Source organism: Bacillus sp. S10(2024), assembly GCF_050473865.1.
Lineage (GTDB): Bacteria > Bacillota > Bacilli > Bacillales > Bacillaceae_G > Bacillus_A.
Genome location: NZ_JBFLUR010000002.1, coordinates 265504 through 283442, shown reverse-complemented (window position 1 = coordinate 283442; position 17939 = coordinate 265504). Strand labels below are relative to the sequence as shown.

The 17939-nt window shown below is 36.7% G+C and carries 23 protein-coding genes; 3 read left to right on the top strand and 20 right to left on the bottom strand.

Annotation, left to right across the window (positions count from 1 at the left end):
- Positions 1 to 20: 20 nt before the first annotated feature.
- The 6 genes from phnF to AB1280_RS01580 form a co-directional block, all read right to left on the bottom strand.
- A complete protein-coding gene (gene phnF, locus AB1280_RS01605; RefSeq protein WP_429754687.1) occupies positions 21 to 752 on the bottom strand; it encodes a phosphonate metabolism transcriptional regulator PhnF in 732 nt (243 codons plus the stop codon).
- A complete protein-coding gene (locus AB1280_RS01600) occupies positions 682 to 1470 on the bottom strand; it encodes a glucosamine-6-phosphate deaminase (RefSeq protein WP_429754686.1) in 789 nt (262 codons plus the stop codon). Before AB1280_RS01600 ends, phnF begins: the two co-directional genes overlap by 71 nt.
- Entirely contained in the window at positions 1471 to 2613 is a 1143-nt protein-coding gene (gene nagA / locus AB1280_RS01595) for an N-acetylglucosamine-6-phosphate deacetylase (protein WP_429757252.1), read from the bottom strand.
- Between the two features lie 423 nt (positions 2614 to 3036).
- Positions 3037 to 3939, bottom strand: coding sequence for a ComEC/Rec2 family competence protein (locus AB1280_RS01590; protein WP_429754685.1), 903 nt, complete (start codon positions 3937 to 3939; stop codon positions 3037 to 3039).
- Between the two features lie 78 nt (positions 3940 to 4017).
- Positions 4018 to 4590 carry an SMC-Scp complex subunit ScpB gene (gene scpB / locus AB1280_RS01585; protein WP_429757251.1) on the bottom strand — a complete coding sequence of 191 codons (573 nt, stop codon included), beginning with the start codon at positions 4588 to 4590 and terminating at the stop codon, positions 4018 to 4020.
- A gap of 88 nt (positions 4591 to 4678) precedes the next feature.
- Positions 4679 to 5410, bottom strand: coding sequence for a segregation/condensation protein A (locus AB1280_RS01580; RefSeq protein WP_272191134.1), 732 nt, complete (start codon positions 5408 to 5410; stop codon positions 4679 to 4681).
- Positions 5411 to 5579: 169 nt separating this feature from the next.
- On the opposite strand from AB1280_RS01580, the gene AB1280_RS01575 reads away from it, so the two are divergent.
- Positions 5580 to 5675 carry a YjcZ family sporulation protein gene (locus AB1280_RS01575; protein ID WP_098914571.1) on the top strand — a complete coding sequence of 32 codons (96 nt, stop codon included), beginning with the start codon at positions 5580 to 5582 and terminating at the stop codon, positions 5673 to 5675.
- Between the two features lie 126 nt (positions 5676 to 5801).
- A complete protein-coding gene (locus tag AB1280_RS01570) occupies positions 5802 to 6320 on the top strand; it encodes a DUF309 domain-containing protein (RefSeq protein ID WP_429754684.1) in 519 nt (172 codons plus the stop codon).
- Positions 6321 to 6337: 17 nt separating this feature from the next.
- Here AB1280_RS01570 and AB1280_RS01565 read toward each other — a convergent pair whose 3' ends face one another.
- Entirely contained in the window at positions 6338 to 6703 is a 366-nt protein-coding gene (locus AB1280_RS01565; RefSeq protein WP_429754683.1) for a GNAT family N-acetyltransferase, read from the bottom strand.
- A 442-nt stretch (positions 6704 to 7145) separates the two neighbouring features.
- On the bottom strand, positions 7146 to 7583 hold the full coding sequence (locus AB1280_RS01560; protein WP_272191137.1) for a peptidylprolyl isomerase: 438 nt from the start codon (positions 7581 to 7583) through the stop codon (positions 7146 to 7148).
- 339 nt (positions 7584 to 7922) lie between these two features.
- On the opposite strand from AB1280_RS01560, the gene AB1280_RS01555 reads away from it, so the two are divergent.
- Positions 7923 to 8789 carry a DUF1002 domain-containing protein gene (locus AB1280_RS01555; protein WP_429754682.1) on the top strand — a complete coding sequence of 289 codons (867 nt, stop codon included), beginning with the start codon at positions 7923 to 7925 and terminating at the stop codon, positions 8787 to 8789.
- A gap of 80 nt (positions 8790 to 8869) precedes the next feature.
- Here the strand turns inward: AB1280_RS01555 and AB1280_RS01550 are convergent, their stop codons facing one another.
- The 12 genes from AB1280_RS01550 to AB1280_RS01495 form a co-directional block, all read right to left on the bottom strand.
- The gene (locus AB1280_RS01550) at positions 8870 to 9676 is read right to left on the bottom strand and encodes a Cof-type HAD-IIB family hydrolase (RefSeq protein WP_429754681.1); all 807 of its coding nucleotides are present in this window, start codon (positions 9674 to 9676) and stop codon (positions 8870 to 8872) included.
- Positions 9677 to 9767: 91 nt separating this feature from the next.
- A complete protein-coding gene (locus AB1280_RS01545) occupies positions 9768 to 11240 on the bottom strand; it encodes a spore germination protein (RefSeq protein ID WP_272191140.1) in 1473 nt (490 codons plus the stop codon).
- Positions 11218 to 11796, bottom strand: coding sequence for a stage V sporulation protein AE (locus AB1280_RS01540; RefSeq protein WP_272191141.1), 579 nt, complete (start codon positions 11794 to 11796; stop codon positions 11218 to 11220). The genes AB1280_RS01545 and AB1280_RS01540 overlap by 23 nt, the downstream gene beginning before the upstream one ends.
- A 5-nt stretch (positions 11797 to 11801) precedes the next feature.
- Complete coding sequence (gene spoVAE, locus AB1280_RS01535; RefSeq protein WP_429754680.1) at positions 11802 to 12152, bottom strand: stage V sporulation protein AE; 351 nt, start codon at positions 12150 to 12152, stop codon at positions 11802 to 11804.
- A gap of 158 nt (positions 12153 to 12310) precedes the next feature.
- Complete coding sequence (spoVAD, locus tag AB1280_RS01530) at positions 12311 to 13318, bottom strand: stage V sporulation protein AD (RefSeq protein ID WP_429754679.1); 1008 nt, start codon at positions 13316 to 13318, stop codon at positions 12311 to 12313.
- A 37-nt stretch (positions 13319 to 13355) separates the two neighbouring features.
- A complete protein-coding gene (gene spoVAC / locus AB1280_RS01525; protein WP_272191144.1) occupies positions 13356 to 13811 on the bottom strand; it encodes a stage V sporulation protein AC in 456 nt (151 codons plus the stop codon).
- 11 nt (positions 13812 to 13822) lie between these two features.
- Complete coding sequence (locus AB1280_RS01520; protein WP_429754678.1) at positions 13823 to 14239, bottom strand: stage V sporulation protein AB; 417 nt, start codon at positions 14237 to 14239, stop codon at positions 13823 to 13825.
- Positions 14232 to 14852: a stage V sporulation protein AA gene (locus AB1280_RS01515; protein ID WP_429754677.1), complete on the bottom strand. Its 621-nt coding sequence runs from the start codon at positions 14850 to 14852 to the stop codon at positions 14232 to 14234. Before AB1280_RS01515 ends, AB1280_RS01520 begins: the two co-directional genes overlap by 8 nt.
- Before the next feature lie 90 nt (positions 14853 to 14942).
- Positions 14943 to 15707, bottom strand: coding sequence for an RNA polymerase sporulation sigma factor SigF (gene sigF, locus AB1280_RS01510; protein ID WP_429754676.1), 765 nt, complete (start codon positions 15705 to 15707; stop codon positions 14943 to 14945).
- Positions 15708 to 15719: 12 nt separating this feature from the next.
- Positions 15720 to 16160, bottom strand: coding sequence for an anti-sigma F factor (gene spoIIAB / locus AB1280_RS01505; RefSeq protein WP_272191148.1), 441 nt, complete (start codon positions 16158 to 16160; stop codon positions 15720 to 15722).
- The gene (gene spoIIAA, locus AB1280_RS01500) at positions 16161 to 16511 is read right to left on the bottom strand and encodes an anti-sigma F factor antagonist (RefSeq protein ID WP_098914605.1); all 351 of its coding nucleotides are present in this window, start codon (positions 16509 to 16511) and stop codon (positions 16161 to 16163) included.
- 195 nt (positions 16512 to 16706) lie between these two features.
- Positions 16707 to 17891, bottom strand: coding sequence for a D-alanyl-D-alanine carboxypeptidase family protein (locus tag AB1280_RS01495; protein ID WP_429754675.1), 1185 nt, complete (start codon positions 17889 to 17891; stop codon positions 16707 to 16709).
- Between the last annotated feature and the right edge of the window lie 48 nt (positions 17892 to 17939).

The following is a 17939-nucleotide window of genomic DNA, read 5'->3' as shown; positions in this document are numbered from 1 at the left end:
GTATTTTTATTTCATCACGTTTACTTATTGCGTGAAATATTCGTAATAAATTTATAACGATCCCCTCTGTAAATACATTTCACATATTCCAGCGGCAACTCATCTTCTGCATATGACCATTGTCTCATTACAAGCACTGGTGCTTTCTTCGGAATATGAAGATGTTCTGCCTCTTCGTCTGTTGCAATAGACGCTTCAATAGATTGCGTAGCACGAACTAGTTTAAAGCCTAGTCTTTTTTCTAAGTGCTCATACAATGATTGCTGCAATATTTCTTCATTAATATCTTTCACAAGAGATGGTGACAAATACGTTGTCTCAAACGCAATTGGTTCTTCATCAGCTAAGCGGATACGCCTTACTTCGTAAATCGATTCTCCCTCTTGAATTCTAAGCCTATCTGCTATTTTAGCAGTAGCTGGAACAAGGCGAAAGCTTAATAACGCACTACTTGGTTTCATTCCACGAGAGAGCATATCCTCTGTAAAGCCTGTCATGCCTTGCAACTTTTGTTCAACCTTCGGAAGTTGTACAAAAGTGCCAATTCCACGCTTTCGATATAAATAACCTTGTTCGACTAAGTTATTTATCGCCTGTCTGATTGTCATTCGACTTACTTCAAACTTATCACATAATTCATTTTCAGATGGAATTTTATATCCCGGCTTCCATTCACCGGATTCAATTAGTTGCTTCACCCACTCCTGAATCTGATAATAGATCGGAAATGGTGAATACTTGTCGATGTTCATCAGCAATCGCCTCACTGCATAAAGATAGAGCTTCTTGATCTACGATTACGGTTACATTCGGATGACGTTGTAAAACTGTAGCCGGACACACTTCACTTACTTCCCCTTGTAGCATTTCCTTAACTGCTTCTGCTTTTTTCATTCCAGAAGCGACAAGTAAAATTTGCTTCGCTTTCATAATGCTACCAATTCCCATTGTAATAGCATGTGTTGGCACATCTTCTTCTTTTTCAAAGAAACGACGGTTTGCTTGACGGGTAGATTCTGTTAATTTCACAATGTTAGTTACAGAATCAAATGATGTTCCAGGCTCATTAAATCCGATGTGACCGTTTTCACCGATTCCAAGAATTTGTAAATCAACTGGATTGGCATCAATAATACTTTCATAACGCTTACATTCCTCTTGTAGATCGTCTGCCATTCCATTTGGTACATAAGTTTCTTTAAACGGAAGATGATTAAACAACTGTTCTTGCATAAAATAATGATAGCTGTTTTTGTCTTCATATGATAAATTTACGTACTCATCTAAGTTTACAGTGGTTACACGGCTTGTATCAAGTTTATTTTTTCTCATTAATGCATAAACTCCTAATGGAGAGCTTCCTGTAGCCATTCCTAACACTGGATTCTCTTTTGATTTTACAATTTTTTCAATTGCTTTATAACCTGCTTCTGCTAATTCTTCTGGAGTTTTCACAACAACGATATTCATTTATTTCCCCTCTTTCATATGAATTCCTAATCGAACTGTATCTTGTACATATAATTCTTCAGACATAATAACAAAATCCGCATCTTTTCCTGTTTCTAATGCTCCCTTATTTACTAAACCAAATTCCTCCGCTTGGTTAACCGATGTCATAAGAACAGCTTCTTCAACAGAGCATCCAGTAAACGCTATTACGTTGCGCAATGCTGCATCCATTTTCAAAATACTACCTGCTAATGTGCCATCTTTTAATCGTGCACTACCATCTTTTACGATAACCGGTTGCCCGCCAAGTTCATATAATCCATCTTCTAAACCTTTTGCACGCATCGCATCTGTAATGACACTCATTTTTTTCGGTCCTTTTAATTTATAGGCTAATTTCACCATATCCGGATGAATGTGAATGCCATCTGTAATCACTTCAACCATTACATCTGGATTTAACAACACATGACCAACTACACCTGGTTCACGGTGATGTAAACCGCGCATTTGATTGTAAAGATGTGTTGCATGTGTAATGTTTCTACCAGTTAATTGTTCATTCGTTGCATCTGTATGTCCCATCGTACCGATAACACCAGCTTCTGCAAGGTATTGTTCAAACGCACGCGCACCTTCTTCTTCAGGAGCATATGTTACGAGTTTAATTAAATTCCCACTTGCTTTTTGCCATTGTTTAAATTGCTCAATATTTGCAGGGACAATGTATTCTAACGGTTGTGCACCTGCACGCTTTTTTGAAACATAAGGGCCTTCTAAATGAATATATTCGAAATGTGCACCTTTTTCCTTTGCTTCTTTTGCAGCATTCAACGCCGATTCAATCGCTTCAGGAGACTGTGTCATTGTTGTTGGAAAGAAAGTTGTAACCCCTTCTTGTAACATCTGTTTACCGAGAGCTACTAATCCGTCGCTATTTGCATCCATTACATCAATATCATATCCACCGTGAATATGAACATCAATCATGCCTGGAATCACAATATTCCCTTTTATATCATGAATCGTTTCATTTTCTTGTGATACATATTGAGCCATCAACCCCAGTTCTTGAATTTGATCGGTGTACCGAATAAAACCTCTTTCTAACACTTCACGACCTGTATAAATTTTGGCATTGATGACGACTTGCGTTTTCATTTTCATCGATCCTTTCTCATGTAATCCCTACTTGTATTATTACCCATTTCTCTATTTCCATCATAATATATACACGAGTAGTTGTCTATACATTAAAGACGAATTTGTAGCATAAGAAAAAGATAATTTATTTTTCTTATATAATTATAACTTATTTAAAAGGATAGATTCACACTTGATGAAAAAGTTGTTCATTACTTTATTTATTATTTTTGTAACCAAATTTAAATTACAGAAGTGTTTTAACAGCATATACCGTCTGTTAAAAGTGCTTTATAAAAAACTTGTAACAGACGGCACCTCATACAACGAAATAAAGAAAGCAACTACACTCGGAAAAATACATAGTATAGTACATAACTTAGGCACTTTATTACATGGATATCAAGAAAAATTGCAGAACGTCACTGCATTATACTTATATTATTTTAACAGAGGTAAAGGTAACTGATGCTGAATGGAAATACTCTCACCATCTGTTTCAATTTCAACATCACTTTTTATAGTAGTATGTACAGTGACGCCATGCCGATTTAAACGTTTCATCACACTTCGATGCGGGTGACCGTACGAATTTTTTTTGTCATATGAAATAATAGCAAATTGCGGCGCAACAGCCGTTATAAACTGTTCACTCGTTGATGTATATGAACCGTGATGGCCAACTTTTAATACATCTGCATGAACATCATATTCTCTTACAATTTCTTCCTCAGTATGTGTATCAGCGTCCCCCATAAATAAAAAATCAGCCTTACCATAACGAATTTTCAATACGATAGATGACTCATTATTTTCTCGTTTTGCTTTACCATCATTTAATACTTGAATAGCAATATGGGGATCCAGGGGAATATACTGTCCTTCTTTTACACGTAAAAATGGAACTCCTCTTTTTTTAATACTTCTGATATACGTATGATATGTAAATGAACTATATAATTTCCCGCTATCTAACACAAGTGCAACTGGCATTTGTTCAATAATTGGAATTAACCCTCCGATATGATCCATGTCAGGATGTGTACCGATAACAACATCTAGACGTTTGATTCCTTTTCTCATTAATTTATCAATAATAGGCTCCCCCGCTTCATACGGTCCACCATCAATTAAAATTGTTTTCCCGTTCGGTAAAGAAATAATTGTTGCATCTCCTTGTCCGACTCTTAAAAAACTTACTGTCATCTTACCTAAATGTGTACGCTGACTTGAAAAGGAGGAAGCCGTATGTATAGAAGTATACTGACGTGTAGGGGATGCACAATTTAAAGTTATACATAATACTGCCGCAAATAGAAATAGAGCGATACGCATATCTTTCATACACCGTCTCCTTTTTCTATTTAGTATGACGCAGCTTAGATTTCATATACAAAAAAAGCTCGGCAAAATGCCAAGCTTTCACTTCGAAACTTCTTGTAGAGAACCAAAGAATAAATCCGCTTCATTCATTCCCTCTCCGTCTTCTGATAAAGGAGGGAGTTCATCTACTGTTTGTAATGCAAATGTATCTAAGAACTCTTTTGTTGTGCCGTATAAAATAGGACGTCCCGGCCCTTCTGCACGCCCTACTTCTTTAATTAATAAATGAGATACAAGCGTTTGGAGTGCTCGATCTGTTTTCACACCGCGTATCTCTTCAATTTCTGTTCTTGTAATTGGCTGACGATAGGCGATAATCGCTAATGTTTCTAACGCTGCTTGCGATAAAGATGCAGTTGTTGGTGCATCCATCAATTTTTGATAATACGGGGCATGCTCTTTTTTCGTCGTAAAGCGATACACTTTTGCAAATTGAACAATTTGCAAACCTCGGTGCATTTGTTCATATTCTTCTTGCAGTTCTTCTACAAGCTTTATTACCGCTTTCACTTCTACCTCTAATACTTTTGCAATTTGTTCTGGGTAGATTCCTTCATCTCCTGCTACAAATAGCAGCCCCTCTATAACTGCCTTTTGTTCTTGTCTATCCAACGCTAAAAGCTCCTTTCTCACATTCTTTGTCTCCATATACATCATAAAGACCGAACATCAATATATTGCGTTCGGTCAAAGATTACAGCTATTGTTTCTTTAAAAAGATTTCATCAAAATTACGCTCTTGCTCAATAACAATTTTCTGATGTTTCATGAGTTCCAAAATTGCTAAAAATGTAACAACGACCATATCTCGATTATCATCTACAAATAAATCATAGAAACTTTGGCGACCGCCTGCAAGGTCCAATTGTTTTAAAACATCGTCCATTCTTTGTTCAATGGGAATTTCCTGCCTAGTAACTGTAGCTGTTACTGGCCGCTGTATTTTCTTTCGGCGCACGAGCTTTTGAAACGCTGCTAACATATCATATAATGTAACGTCAATCGGCAGCCTTTCCGCCTCTTCTTTTTGAAACATCATATAATCAAGAGGAGGCCGGGTATATAACTGCGCTCGTTCTTGTTCTTTCTCCTTTAATTGAGTAGCAACTTGCTTATATTTCTTATACTCAATTAAGCGTTCCATTAACTCTTGCCGAGGATCTTCCATAAACTCTTCGCTGCTATCCTCTACATCCTCTTCATACTTTGGAAGCAACATTTTACTTTTAATTTGTAATAGCGTCGCTGCCATAACTAAATATTCACTTGCAACATCAAGCTGTAATTCTTTCATCGTATGGATATATGATAAATATTGTTCTGTAATTTCCGCTACAGGAATGTTATAAATATCAATTTCATAACGATTAATTAAATGTAATAGTAAATCTAAAGGGCCTTCAAATGCCTCAACTTTAAAATTATATTGCACAAATCATCCCACCACATTTTTTCTGTAACACCATAAGTATAGTGTATACTTATGGACTATCCAACCTTTTTCAAAAAATTAATTAAAAATAGACGTATACCTAGGCCACAATGCCCATCCCATTCATATGATGACAGTGTAATGAGTACATTGTAGGAGGTCACAAACTATGGGTCATGTTACTGGAGGTTTCCACGGCGGATTCGCTTTACTGGTTGTGTTGTTTATTTTATTAATTATTGTCGGTGCAGCTTGTTTTTGCTAACTGACATAAAGCGACTAGAGCACTCTCTAGTCGCTTTATATTTTATCCCGCTATTATTGTGGGGCGATGGAAGTTTCACTTTATGCTACACTAGATAAAACGCTGCTTAGAATAGGAGTGAAAAGCATGTATCACAAAGCATACATACAGTTTTTAATTCATTTTCATAGTGATTATGATTACTTTGAATGTCACGAAGTCTTAGAAGAACATTGGAAAACAAAACCACGTGGAGAGCGAGAACAACATTGGGTGGGACTTATCCAAATTGCCGTTGCTTTATATCACCATAGGCGCTGTAATTGGAACGGTGCACAAAAAATGATGAAAAGTGCGCTATTCATTTTACAAAACGAAAAGCTGCATGTAGAGGCATTAGGTTTAAACTATTCAAAACTGCTATTGCTTCTTAAAGAGCGATTGCACATCATAAAAAATCATGAGTCTTATACAACATTATTCCTTCCTTTTGCTGATTCGAATTTAGAAAACATATGTATACAATTATGCAAAACGAAAGGACTGCCTTGGAAAGACACTTCTTTCACGCCAAGTGAGGACATTATTCATAAACACTCCCGCCGCAATCGTGAAGATGTGATTAGCGAGCGAAATATGCAATTAAAAAAGAAAAAGCAGAGATAATGTTATCTCTGCTTTTATTAATACACGTTCTGCTCAATTTCTTTGCATTTCTCACAAAAACTAGATGTTTGTTCATTTCCGCATACCGTAATATTCGACATCATTATTTGTAATTCTTGTACCATTTTTGTTCCAATTCCAGCATGACGATGTGAAGGATTCACACTAATATGCTGAATTTCTAATACGCCCTCTGCTTGTTTTACCGTCCCAATAATTCCAACAATCGCTTCATCTTCTTTCCATAAGTAAAGCTGCCAATCATCATTTTGTTCATAATCCTTCATCGTCGCTTGCAATCGCTTTATATCTTTTTCCATTGGCATAAAAGAAAGAAGTCCCATTGCAATTTTTTCATAACTTTTTTTAAAACGAATTAACATGAAATTTATCCCTTCTTACAAAAGTTACAAATCATATCCCCTTAATCAGCATGTTCATATCATGTCTATTTTACAACATTTCTAACACACTGAGAAGGCTTGCCTAAAACAACTTTATAATCATACAAAGACGGAAAGAGGAAGTCAAATGTTGATATTCTGTTTACATTATGCTAATAGCATTGTACTGTTCGAACCTATGTGAATAAAAAAATCATATAAAAAACTCTTTTTTTAGGTGAGCGAAAGCGTCTGGCCATGGATAGAAACAGTCAGAACCTGTTTCTGCCACTTGCGATGTTTAAAACAAAAGAAGAAAGCAAGTGACAATCACACTTCTGCATAGTAGCAACTTATATATCGAAAAATGTAAATGGCACAAAAAATACACACATTCTCTTTAAAATAAAAAAGAGAGAGCCTTTTGCCCCCTCTTAACATTTTACTCTTCCCAAACTTTAACTTCTTTCATAACATCGCCTTGACGCATATTTAACACTGTTTCAATACCACTTGTTACTTGACCAAATACAGTATGAACGCCGTCTAAATGTGGTTGTGGTTCATGTACAACAAAGAACTGGCTTCCTCCAGTATTTCTTCCAGCATGCGCCATAGAAAGTGCCCCTACTTTATGTTTGTGAGGATTTCCATCTGTTTCACAAGGAATAGAGTAGCCAGGACCGCCTGCTCCTGTTCCTGTTGGATCGCCACCTTGACTTACAAAACCAGGAATTACTCTGTGGAAAGTAACTCCATTATAAAAGCCTTCATTAGCTAACTTTCTAAAATTTTCTACTGTTTTTGGTGCTTCTTCTGCGAAAAATTCTAATTCGATTTTTTCACCGTTCTCCATTAATATGTATCCTAAAGTTTTCATGTATAATAAGCTCCTTTCAACAATCTCAGCCTTATATTACCACAATCACTGAAATAAACAAAAATATTATTGTGAAAACCGTGTTAAATTTAATATGCTTCTCTTTCTTTCAAATGAATAATATGCTAAACATATACTTCTCTATTTCAACGCCAATACCTTCTAATTAATTAAAACCTTAGCCAGCAACGCTCTATTGCACACGAATAGTAGGAGAAAATCCGACAATCCTACTGTTTCTTTTAAGAATCATTATTAAGGCGGATGACAAATACAAAAAATATACTATAATTACTTTGTTACCCGAAAATTTCAGAAAGAGAAAGGGAGCGATTTTTCGTGAAAACGAAATTGTTAGCACTGCTATTAGCTGTTATGGTCTTTTTAGTTCCAATAGCTTCATATGCAGACGTGATTGAGGGAGAGTCTATTGTTACATTAGGAGAAAATTTAACAGAACAGCAAAAACAACAGCTTCTCCAAGAAATGAAAGCGCCAAAAGATGCGCAAATTATTAAGGTATCAAATGCGGAGGAACATAAATATTTAGATGGAGTTGTACCAAACGCTCAAATTGGTACGAAAGCAATTTCTTCTTCTATGATTACGTATACAAAAAAAGGATCTGGTCTTGTTGTACAAGCGCATAATATTAATTGGGTAACAGATGCAATGTATACAAACGCATTAATTACAGCGGGTGTAAAAGATGCGAATATTTACATTACAGCACCATTTAAAGTATCAGGAACTGCCGCTTTGACAGGCTTAATGAAAGCTTACGAGACAACATCGAAAAAAGAAATTCCAGAAGAAGTGAAAAAAGTCGCTAATGAAGAAATGGTTCAAACTGCAAAACTCGGTGACCAAATCGGAAATGACAAAGCTGTACAACTTGTTGCAAAAGTTAAAGAAGAAATCGCAAAAGAACAACCAAAAACAACAGAAGATTTACGCTCACTCATTAAAAAGATTGCAGATCAGCTTGGCATTACATTAACTGATGAACAACTTGATAATTTAGTAGCGCTCTTTGACAAAATGAAAAACTTAAATATTGATTGGAATCAAGTTAGTAACCAATTAAATAAAGCAAAAGAACACGTTTCAGCGTTTCTTGGTTCTGAAGAAGGTCAAGGCTTTTTAGACAAGTTAAAAGGTGTATTCTCTAGCTTTATAGACTTTATAAAATCATTATTCAAGTAAGAAAAAAGCTCGTTAATAACGAGCTTTTTTCTTATCCCGCTATTCGTGGGCAGTAAGCCCCCACTGATAAAAGTTTCACTTTATGCTAACAATGGTAATTTCATAATCGCTTCTTCTACTGAACGAACAACATAACTCGCTTTTTCTTTCACATATGGATGAGCATGATGCAGTGTAAAAGAATGCGGTGTTACTGAAAACATGGAAACATCATTAAAAGAATCCCCAATACACGCTACTTCATGCGCTTCAACTTGTAAATGTTCCATTAGAAGCTGCAGTGCACTTCCTTTACTAATCCCAATTGGCATAATATCCACGTATTTTTTCCCTGAAATTACGACTTCCGCCTCGCCTTGAAACTGTTTTCGCAACTCTTGATCTAACATTGTAATTTTCTCTTCCTCCCCATAAACAAATAATTTTGCTGGATGAATAGTTTGTCCGAACTCTTCCTCTAATGTCTCTATTTCTGTAATTTCTCCTTGAATGTATTCCTCAAACATACGATGATGTTCATTTTTCTTTTTTGTATATCGATGCTCTTTCGCACATACAATATCCGCCAACTTTTTTTCATGTATATATTTATATATTTCCCGGGCAACCTCTCCATCAAACGTTGATTCGTTTAACATTTCTCCTTCTTTCGTAAATAAAACGGCGCCATTTAATCCTGTTGTATAATAAGGGAAAGCGAATTGTTTCACAACAGCGTGAATACGGTGGGTAAAACGACCAGAAGCAAAACAAATATTTGTGCCTTTCTCTGCTAACCAGCATAATGCTTTTTCATCGTCACGATGAATCCGATTCACATTATAAACGAGTGTGTCATCTAAATCGCTAACAAATAACTTAATCATGTAATCTCCCCTTCCATACATCATATTTACTTCTAGTGTACAAAAGAAATGTTATGCTTTTGTTAATAACAGATAAATTTATAACAAAAATGAGCAGAATTTATTTTTCTGCTCATTTTTGCCTCTTTATATTTTGAGGATGGACGATACTAGGACGTACCTTCAAACTAGAAATAGATGGGCGAATTAAAATTTTCACCAACGCTTCCCAATCAAATGGAAGAAACGGCCAAAGGTATGGTGTTTGTAAACTTCTAATGGATGTTAAAAATAAAATTAACAATGTCATTCCGACAACAAATCCTATTTCTTGAAACAAAGCAGTACATAGGATAAGGAATAATTTACCTATTTTATTTCCTAATCCCAATTCATAACTTGGCGTTGCATATGATCCAATCATAGAAATGGCAGTATATAAAATGACTTCTGGTACAAATAGACCGACATTAATTGCAATTTGACCAATTAATATAGCGGAAATTAACCCAGCTGCTGACGACAGTGGCGTTGGTGTATGGATCGATGCCATCCTCAGAAATTCCAGCCCTACTTCTGATAAAATAATCTGCAAGGCAATTGGTATATTGGTCACTTTATTCGGCCCTATAAACGCTAGCTTGTCTGGTAATAAAGCAGGATCCATTACAAACGCAAGCCAAAGTGGCAATAAGAACAGCGAAAATACAACTCCTACAAAACGAACCCACCGCAAAAATGTTCCAACGGCAGGATTTTGCCGAAATTCCTCTGCATGCTGTACATGATGAAAATATGTTGTCGGTGTAATAATTGCACTAGGAGAAGTATCTGTCAGGAGTAAAACATGTCCTTCTAACAAATGATTCGCTGCGACATCTGGTCTTTCTGTATAGCGAATAAGCGGAAAAGGATTATACCCTTGTTTCACAAGAAACTCCTCAATTGTTTTATCTGCCATTGTGACACCATCGATTTGAATATTTTCTATCTCTTGCTTTATTATTTTTACTAAATCAGGATTCGCAATATCTTGTATATATGCGATACAAAGATCTGTGTGTGACCGCTCTCCTACTCGGATAATTTCATGTCGCAAACGAGGATCACGAATGCGTCTTCGAATAAGAGCTGTGTTTACAATAATATTTTCAACAAATCCATCGCGCGCACCTCTAACGACTTTCTCCGTATCCGGCTCTGTTGGGGTTCGTCCTGGATAGCTACGAACATCGATTACAAACGCTTCTGTCTCTCCCTCAACAAAAATAACGATTAAGCCTGATAAAACTTGCAATATGACATCATCCATCGTCTTTACTTTACTTACTTGCTGATGAATCAGACGATTTTCTAACAACTTTACTGTACCTTCTCCATACCTTTGTATTTCATTCGTATCAATAGCCTCTTCAAGAATGTGTATGATATAGTTTGTGTCACATAAACCATTCACAAATAAAACACCAATTTCTTTATCTAGAATATGAAATTTACGAATCCCCACATCAAAGGTAACGCCAAGTCCAACTGTTTGCTTCAAATAATTTTCATTGTCACTTAAAAATGAAGAAATTGGTATATTAGTCTTTTTTGTTTTGGTCATAAAACCCACTCCTTTCTAAAATTAATTGAATTGCTTGCTTTGTAATTGGCGACCCACGTTTCCAGTCATCATTGCCGTACATTTTTCCAATATCACCGATTCCAACAATGATAGGAACATGTAACTCATCTAAACAGTAAACGGTATCACCGTTAATTCTTCCTATTTCAACATCCGCCAAACCAAATTTATCAACGCCATACTCAGTTAATCGTCCTTCTCGATCGACGCTTACATCAACACGTGCCCATTCCCAATGATGCGTATTCGAAGCAACCGCTAACACGCCAAGCACATCAATTTGTTTGTTCGTTGCCACATATTTTAATGCTTTTTCTCCTGATCCTTCCCCAATAAATCCACTATCATCAAACATAACAAAAACAGGGTCATGTGGTGTTTGCATGATAAGCTCAACAATCTTTCTCCCTGTTAATTTCGTTGGATTACTTTGCGATGCCGAAATACATCGTCCCCCAAACTCCTTTGCCAGTAACTCGATTGTTCGCTGCGCATATTCATCTCCATCTGTCACCAAAATAACCCTTCTTCTCATCTTATTTATCCTTTCGGTTTAAAAATAAGTGCTGCTAAAAATGCAAACAAAATCGCTGCTGAAATTCCAACAGATGTTAACTTAAACATTCCCATTCCAATCCCAAGATAACCATACTTTTCTGCCGCTTCCATTGCCCCGTGCAATAAAGAATGACCAAAACCTGAAATCGGAACAGTCGCTCCCGCCCCTGCAAACTGAATCAGTTTGTCATAAATATCAAAACCATCCAAAACAGCACCAACTACTACAAAAATCGCCATAACATGTGCAGGTGTTAATTTCGTAAAATCTAACAGGAGTTGTCCGACAACACAAATTGCTCCTCCAACTAAAAACGCATATATAAATTCCACATATTACACCCCTTTTATCCCGCATTAACGGGCAGTAAGCACCCACCTCCAGATTGAGAGAAAAACGAAGAAGATAGGTGGGGGATAACTGCCCGTAAAAACCCGATTGGTTCAACTAACCATAATTTTGGGATGAAGCCCCAAAAATTATGGAAGTTTCACTTTATTCTTTCAAATACGATACCGTGTGCAATCGTTGGAATCGATTCTTTTTGTTGAATCATAATCGGACTTAATAAAGCACCTGTTGCGACGACAAAAATTCGCTCGAAATTCCCCTTTTCCATTTCTTTCATTAAATGTCCATATGTTACAACTGCGGAACAAGCACAGCCACTTCCTCCCGCAAATACTTGCTGGTCATCTCTATAAATCATTAAACCGCAATCATTATAAACATTCCCTAGATCATAACCCTCATCTAACAAAAGCTGCCGCGCAATTGGTGTTCCAACTCCCGATAAATCACCAGTTACAATCAAATCGTAATCGGCAGCACTTCGATTTAAATCTTCAAAATGCTGCCTAATTGTATGAGCTGCAGCAGGAGCCATTGCAGAGCCCATATCAAACGGATTTGTTATACCTAAATCTTGAACTTTTCCAATAGTTGCTGATGTGACTTTAATTGCACTTCTTTCACGACTAATTAAAGCTGTGCCAGCTCCTGTAACGGTAAATGTCGCTGTAGTTGGCTTTTGTCCTCCATACTCTGTTGGATAACGAAATTGCCGTTCAGCAGTGGCATTATGACTACTCACTGTTGCTAACACGCGATTTGCAAATCCACCATCAATAAATGCTGCGCCAACAGCTAACGTCTCCATCGACGTGGAACACGCTCCAAACATGCCTAAAAATGGGATTGCAAGCTCTCTTGCAACATAATTTGCCGTAACTGTTTGATTTAATAAATCTCCAGCTAAAAAAAAATCAATATCAGATGCTTGCATCTTTTTTTTTCGTAATGCTTGTTGAATCGATTCTCTCATTAACCTTCTTTCCGCTAACTCCCAGCTCTTTTCTCCGCAATGCAAATCATCATATGTAATATCAAAACTATCTCCAAGCGGCCCCTTTGCCTCATCCGGTCCAACAGCCGTCCCCGTCGCATTCACATATACATCGTTTTGAAATAGCCACGTTTGCTTCCCTGTTAATCTCATCTACCTTCTCCTTTACTTACATTAGCTGAAACTTCCTTCATTGGAGGAGCTTCCATGTATACCGAATGAGACCTACAACATACGCCCCAACAACACCAAATACAATTACACTTCCAGCAATCTTGAACATATTTGTGGCAATCCCTAGAACAATCCCTTCGCTGCGATGTTCCATTGCTGCACTCACCATTGAATTTGCAAATCCAGTTACTGGAATTACCGCCCCGGCTCCTGCAAATTGGCCAAGTTTATCATATACACCAAGTCCTGTTAAAATGGCCGACAGTAATATTAGCGTTGTGATTGCGGGATTTCCCGCATTTTTCTCCGTAAAATCAAAATAGTGTATATACATCTTCATCAAAGCCTCTCCTAATGTACAAATAAGTCCTCCCACAACAAAAGCCTTTATACAATTCATCATATAGTTAGGTTTTGGATGATACGCTTTCACATTATTCGTATAATCGTCTTTTAATTTATGCAGTGCCACTGACATACCTCCTATTTCACAAAGTAAATCCAATGAAATAAAGATCCTACTACCTTACCAAGAACAAGTGCGATAAGAAGAATAACAATTTTCCCATCAACCCCAACACGTTTTGCCAATATTGGAAGTACATTCAGCACTTCTGTTAAAGCAGCAGCAAGCATTCCGATAAATGTGCCGCATAACAAGCCAAGAAGCAAAAGCCAATATGGTGAAGCAAGCAATGTAACATCGCGTAAACTGCACCACGTACCGCCTAGTGCACCGCTCACAACAGCCCATTCATAAGATTGCACACGATGATTACTTTTCGTTAACTGAGCAAGCCTTGGAATCACACCTAATACAGTTAAAAATGCAACGTATCCTCCTCCAACAGCAATACCACCAGAAAATCCAATAAAGATTACCCCAATATATTCAATCATTTTGGATGTTCTTTATCATTTCTTTATTTTCATTCATCATTACATATTGATCGAGAGATTGTTGGTATTGGAACATTTCAACTTCTAATGGGCTTGGCTCCTCATTAATACGCTTTTGAAATACGTGATTAAAAAAAAGAATCATTCCAAGTCCAAGTCCTAACGAATATGGGATTTGAAATAAAAGCGGCTTTTTGTTACTTTCTCCTGTAATCATGTAATACAAACGTTGATGCACTTGCTGCATACTAACATCTTCATGAAAATAAATAATTGCAAGAGCTGCTCCTACAAACAGTAATAACCACACCATTCCAAAAAAAACTGGATTTACTTGTTTTTTTTCATATACAATTTCAACAATCGTTTGTGCTGAACCGAGCAAATTAATTTCTAAACTGCTAGAATACTGCCGAATACTCTGAATCACTTTCATCACATCAATTACAACATGCGTTTTATCTTTCTTTGTAATTTTGTAAATAACCTGTCGTTTTATCTCATCTACAATACGTGATTCTCCAACTACTTGTGCAACGTCACCAATTTTAATCTCATAAGCAGGCGACACTTGCAGACGATTCCTCATCTTTACATATATCGTTTGCTCCACTCCAATCACCTCTTAACTATTCCTCGTAGTTGTAGTATGGATATTGGAAATTTTTCTAATACAACTTTTTTTAAATAAAAAACGAATAGACTATTCGCCTATTCGTTCCTTCATTTGCTTTAATATTTTCTTTTCTAGCCTTGATACTTGCACTTGAGAGATCCCTAGACGATCTGCTACTTCCGATTGTGTCTGGTCTTTATAATACCGCAAATATACAATCAATCGTTCACGCTCATCTAATTCACGAATTGCTTCTTTTAACGCAATCTTATCAAACCACTTTGTTTCAGAACGATCCGCAATTTGGTCTAAAATAGTAATAGGATCACCATCATTTTCATACACCGTTTCATGTATCGACGACGGCGTTCGACTTGCTTCTTGTGCCATTACAACTTCTTCTGGCGTTAATTGTAACGCCTCTGCTATTTCGGTAATTGTCGGTGCACGGCCATATTCTTTTGATAATTCATCTTTCATTTTACGAATTTTATTTCCTGTTTCTTTTAAAGAACGACTTACCTTCACCGTTCCATCATCACGTAAAAAACGTTGAATTTCTCCAATAATCATTGGAACTGCATATGTTGAAAACTTTACATCAAAAGATAGATCAAATTTGTCGACAGACTTTAGCAACCCAATACAGCCAATTTGAAACAAGTCTTCCGGCTCATAACCGCGATTTAAAAAGCGTTGTACAACGGACCAAACAAGCCTCATATTATTTTGTATAATTAAATCTCTCGCTCCTTGGTCGCCCTGTTGACTTCTTTTAATTAATTCTTTTAATTCCTGATCCTTTAACTGCCCTTTTCCTTTTCCTTTTTCATTCCTGATCTCTATGTCCATAGGCAATTCTCCTTAATTGCATAGAGCGTTGCTTTTTGATAGATACTTCGTCAAATGGATCGTTGTCCCGAAAGATTCATTAGAAATAACCTCTACTTCGTCCATAAAATTTTCCATAATGGTAAATCCCATTCCAGAACGCTCTAATTCGGGTTTTGTTGTAAAAAGGGGTTGCCTTGCCTCATCTAAATCTAGAATTCCAATCCCTTCATCACGAATTGTTAACTTTACCATACCATCTTCCAAAATAACCGTAATATACACCACGCCATCTTGATTCCCTTCATATCCATGGATAATGGCATTCGTTACTGCCTCAGACACAACAGTTTTCACTTCCGTTAACTCTTCCATCGTTGGATCAAGCTGCGCGATAAAAGCAGCAACTGTAACGCGAGCAAACGATTCATTTTGACTTAACGCTGAAAATTGAAGGTTCATTTCATTTCTCATCTATGCCACCCCCAATGTCGCGAGCGCATGCGCTTCATTTTCTTCTAAACGAATAATTTTAAATAGCCCTGACATCTCAAATAAGCGCTTTACAGCAGGAGAAATTGCACAAACAACCATTTCGCCGCCTAAGCTTTTGACATGTTTATATCTTCCTAATACAACACCAAGGCCAGAACTATCCATAAATGCTAATTGCTCTAAGTTTAAAATAATATGATGAACATGATGCGTCTCAATCATATCAGTTACTTTTGCTCGCAACTCTTCGGCAGTATGATGATCTAGTTCGCCTGCTAAACGAACACATAAGACGTCACGCTTTACTTCTAAATGGATGGAAAGACTCACTCTATTTCCTCCTTACATTCAAAATTCGCGTATACACGCAAAATATATAAGAAGTTTTTCTCTAAAATAAATGTAGAATCCTTCCACCTGACAAAAGAAGTACTATTTCGTCATAAAAAGAACCTTCAAGAACCATATCTTACTATCGAAATCACAGTAGAATGAACAAAAGAGAAAGCGGCAACTATATTGCCGCTATTTCGATGTTGAAAACATCCCAAAACTTCGTTTAAATAACTCCCACCAACTCGCTGCTGCCACATCTTCTTTGGCAACAATGGTTTGTTTGAGTAGCACTTCATTACCTTTTTTTATAACAAGTGTACCTAAGGCATCTCCTTTTTTAATTGGAGCTTTCACCTTCTCCTCAGCAACTACCTCTTTTTTAACATTCTTCATTGTTTCTCCTTTTTTCATTAGAAGAGAAACATTTTCAGAAGCTACTAAGTCCACTGTTTCTTTTTTTCCTTTTCCTACTTTTACCGTTTGAATTTTTTCTCCTCTTGTAAACATCTTTTTCGTCATATATTGACTAAATGCATAATCCAGAAGCTTTGTTACTTCTGCATTTCGTTCCTTTGATGTTGGAGAGCCCATAATGACAGAAATAACACGCATCCCATTTCGTTCTGCTGATGCTGTTAAACAATATTTTGCTTCTGTTGTAAACCCTGTTTTCACACCGTCAACACCTGGATAGAAACGAACAAGCTTATTTGTATTTACAAGCCAAAATTTCTTATCCGTATCTTCACGTAAATAATCTTCATATTTCCCTGTATATTTACGGATTAATGGATATTTCATCAATTCCTTTGCCATAACTGCCATGTCATATGCCGTTGAATAATGATCTTTTGCCGGAAGACCTGTTGGATTTTGAAAATGAGTATTTTTTAGTCCTAAATCTTTTGCTTTTTTATTCATCCTATCTACAAATCCTTCTTCTGATCCAGCGATGTGTTCAGCAACGGCAACTGATGCGTCATTTCCAGATGCAATGGCAATGCCTTTTAACATTTCATCAACTGACATTTCTTCACCAGGCTCAAGGAAAATTTGTGAACCTCCCATAGAAGCTGCGTGTTCACTCGCTCTTACTTTATCTGTCAGTTTTAATTTTCCTTTTTCAATTTGTTCCATAATGAGCAACATGGTCATAATTTTTGTCATACTAGCAGGCGGCAACTTTTCATTTGGATTTTTTTCAAATAAAACCTTCCCTGTATCCTGCTCAATCACAATTGCTGACGATGCTTGTTCCGCCAGTTTCGGTTTTGTTTCCGCTTCCACTTCTTTTTTCTCAGATTGTGCAAAACCAACTGGAACAGCGGAAAGCAATAACATGAAACAAACAAGTATTCCTATTAATCGCTTCATGACTAACCCTCCATTCTATATCACACCTATTTTTTCCAAACGGAGGGT

Coding starts and splice junctions, on each gene's coding strand:
- spoVAD (WP_429754679.1), bottom strand. CDS start 13,318: ATGAGATTAACAGGGAAGCAAACGTGGCTATTTCAAAACGATGTATAT.
- AB1280_RS01600 (WP_429754686.1), bottom strand. CDS start 1,470: ATGAATATCGTTGTTGTGAAAACTCCAGAAGAATTAGCAGAAGCAGGT.
- AB1280_RS01495 (WP_429754675.1), bottom strand. CDS start 17,891: ATGAAGCGATTAATAGGAATACTTGTTTGTTTCATGTTATTGCTTTCC.
- AB1280_RS01570 (WP_429754684.1), top strand. CDS start 5,802: ATGTATCACAAAGCATACATACAGTTTTTAATTCATTTTCATAGTGAT.
- AB1280_RS01575 (WP_098914571.1), top strand. CDS start 5,580: ATGGGTCATGTTACTGGAGGTTTCCACGGCGGATTCGCTTTACTGGTT.
- AB1280_RS01550 (WP_429754681.1), bottom strand. CDS start 9,676: ATGTATGGAAGGGGAGATTACATGATTAAGTTATTTGTTAGCGATTTA.
- sigF (WP_429754676.1), bottom strand. CDS start 15,707: ATGGACATAGAGATCAGGAATGAAAAAGGAAAAGGAAAAGGGCAGTTA.
- phnF (WP_429754687.1), bottom strand. CDS start 752: ATGAACATCGACAAGTATTCACCATTTCCGATCTATTATCAGATTCAG.
- AB1280_RS01520 (WP_429754678.1), bottom strand. CDS start 14,239: ATGATTGAATATATTGGGGTAATCTTTATTGGATTTTCTGGTGGTATT.
- spoIIAB (WP_272191148.1), bottom strand. CDS start 16,160: ATGAGAAATGAAATGAACCTTCAATTTTCAGCGTTAAGTCAAAATGAA.
- AB1280_RS01560 (WP_272191137.1), bottom strand. CDS start 7,583: ATGAAAACTTTAGGATACATATTAATGGAGAACGGTGAAAAAATCGAA.
- AB1280_RS01545 (WP_272191140.1), bottom strand. CDS start 11,240: ATGACCAAAACAAAAAAGACTAATATACCAATTTCTTCATTTTTAAGT.
- nagA (WP_429757252.1), bottom strand. CDS start 2,613: ATGAAAACGCAAGTCGTCATCAATGCCAAAATTTATACAGGTCGTGAA.
- AB1280_RS01565 (WP_429754683.1), bottom strand. CDS start 6,703: ATGTTAATTCGTTTTAAAAAAAGTTATGAAAAAATTGCAATGGGACTT.
- AB1280_RS01590 (WP_429754685.1), bottom strand. CDS start 3,939: ATGAAAGATATGCGTATCGCTCTATTTCTATTTGCGGCAGTATTATGT.
- AB1280_RS01540 (WP_272191141.1), bottom strand. CDS start 11,796: ATGAGAAGAAGGGTTATTTTGGTGACAGATGGAGATGAATATGCGCAG.